This window comes from Methylibium rhizosphaerae, assembly GCF_006386545.1.
Classification (GTDB): domain Bacteria; phylum Pseudomonadota; class Gammaproteobacteria; order Burkholderiales; family Burkholderiaceae_C; genus Pseudorivibacter; species Pseudorivibacter rhizosphaerae.
On record NZ_SWAR01000115.1, the window covers coordinates 1 to 1,584 of the forward strand.

At 57.7% G+C, this 1,584-nt stretch carries 2 protein-coding genes; both read right to left on the reverse strand.

The window, feature by feature from the left end; all coding sequences use genetic code 11:
• Positions 1-430 precede the first annotated feature (430 nt).
• A complete protein-coding gene (locus tag E8D38_RS27615; protein ID WP_140637479.1) occupies positions 431-967 on the reverse strand; it encodes a hypothetical protein in 537 nt (178 codons plus the stop codon).
• A 67-nt stretch (positions 968-1,034) separates the two neighbouring features.
• On the reverse strand, positions 1,035-1,292 hold the full coding sequence (locus E8D38_RS27620; RefSeq protein WP_140637480.1) for a hypothetical protein: 258 nt from the start codon (positions 1,290-1,292) through the stop codon (positions 1,035-1,037).
• Positions 1,293-1,584: the final 292 nt, after the last annotated feature.

Consider the following 1,584-nt stretch of genomic DNA (forward strand, 5'->3'; position numbering starts at 1 on the left):
AAGCGCTTGGACAAGGCGATCGGCCTCGCCTGGTCAGACGATGTGTTCATCGACGAAGTCAACGACGGACGCAGCTCGCTGATCTGATCCTGCGTCCGATCCACGGGATGCCCGGACGCTTACTGATCGACGCCGCGGTGACCATTGCTAGAGCCGGCGCAAACGCTGCCCGGTACTTGGCCTTGGCCGCTGCCATCGAGTTCCGATCACTGATCTTCCGGGCAGAGAGGAAGCCGATCAGTCCCCCCACAGCGATGCCTCCAAGGCTGGTAAGGGCACTGACGATTGGCGAAGCGCATTCTGCTGGCATGGCCTGGTCCGAAAGAATGAGGTCGCCCGGAAGCGGGTTCGTGAAACCTAACGTTCGACGTAAGGGGCGGCTTGCGGCTTGCCGCAAGACGTCCCCTTGACGGAGGGGTTAGGTTGCAGGCTATTCAGCACGCCAGTACACCAGGCGGCCATTTTCGGTTCGCTGTGCAGAGACTTTCGTCACTGCACCGTGCCCGAAGCGATTGAAGACATCAATGACCGAAGCTGTAGGAAGGAACCAAAGTTCCTTGTTGCGTTGAGTGTCCGTCGTGAAGACGTGGCCAGCGAGGCCAGCGGAGTCGCTGGAGATTGGTGTGATCCACCAAGCGTGAATGATCTTGTCGGCCAGTTGATGCACATCGACCTTTCCGTCTTGCCACTGAACTCGACTGAGGTCATGAAATAGATCATCTCGCCGGAACGCAGAGACTTCTCGCGTGCGGCGAATGGCGCCGCGGCTGATTGAGGTGCTGCTTCTCGCACATCGGTCGGAGACCTTGTTGCACTCGATCAGCTTACGGACAAAGAAGAATCCGACAAAGAGCATTCGCTCGGCCTTGGACAGACTATCGTCGCGCCAAAGCTGACGCTTTTCGCGTTTGGCGAGCGCATCGGCGAACTCGACCAACTCCTTGCGATACGGCCAAGACTCGTCCATGGCGATTCATGCAACCTAACGTTCGACGTAAGGGGCTGGCCGCAGGCCAGTCCCCTTGACGGAGGGGTTAGGCCTCACCCTGCCCAGCAAGTTGGATCGCATTTCGGAGAGCCTCAATGAGCGCGCTCGCCTGCGCGACACTCAGCTCGATCTCTGTGTTTCCAATGATCTCATTGTCGGCAATGGCTTGGTCACCGAGAGACAAGCCAGAAATGTCTCGGTCTGGATGCACATTCCAAACTTCTACATTGACATGGTGCGGGTGTATGCCCGCTGCCACCTCAATGAAGCCTTGCCGATAGGAAATGTCATTGCATTTGATCATCGATTGGTCTCTTGGTGTCTCGTGCTCCTGGTTGTCGATGTCGGTAAGTGGTGCCTCAGGAAGGGCAGAGCCGTTCGCGCGAGTGACATACCGGGGCATCGATTCGAATGCATGAGGCCTAACGTTCGACATGAGCGGCATGCGCAGGTGGGCGAAGCCCGCCGGAGCATGTCCGCTCGATGGAGCAACTGTCTTTCAAGTCAAGCTCCTTTTCCGTTCATTGAGGCCAGTGGGTTCCAGGTCGCACTGTCACGCATGATCGCATTGAGGATGGTCAGCAGCTTGCGCATGC

What these genes read in the sequence shown, in the direction of transcription:
- E8D38_RS27615 (WP_140637479.1), bottom strand. Translation starts at nt 967, where the DNA reads ATGGACGAGTCTTGGCCGTATCGCAAGGAGTTGGTCGAGTTCGCCGAT.
- E8D38_RS27620 (WP_140637480.1), bottom strand. Translation starts at nt 1,292, where the DNA reads ATGATCAAATGCAATGACATTTCCTATCGGCAAGGCTTCATTGAGGTG.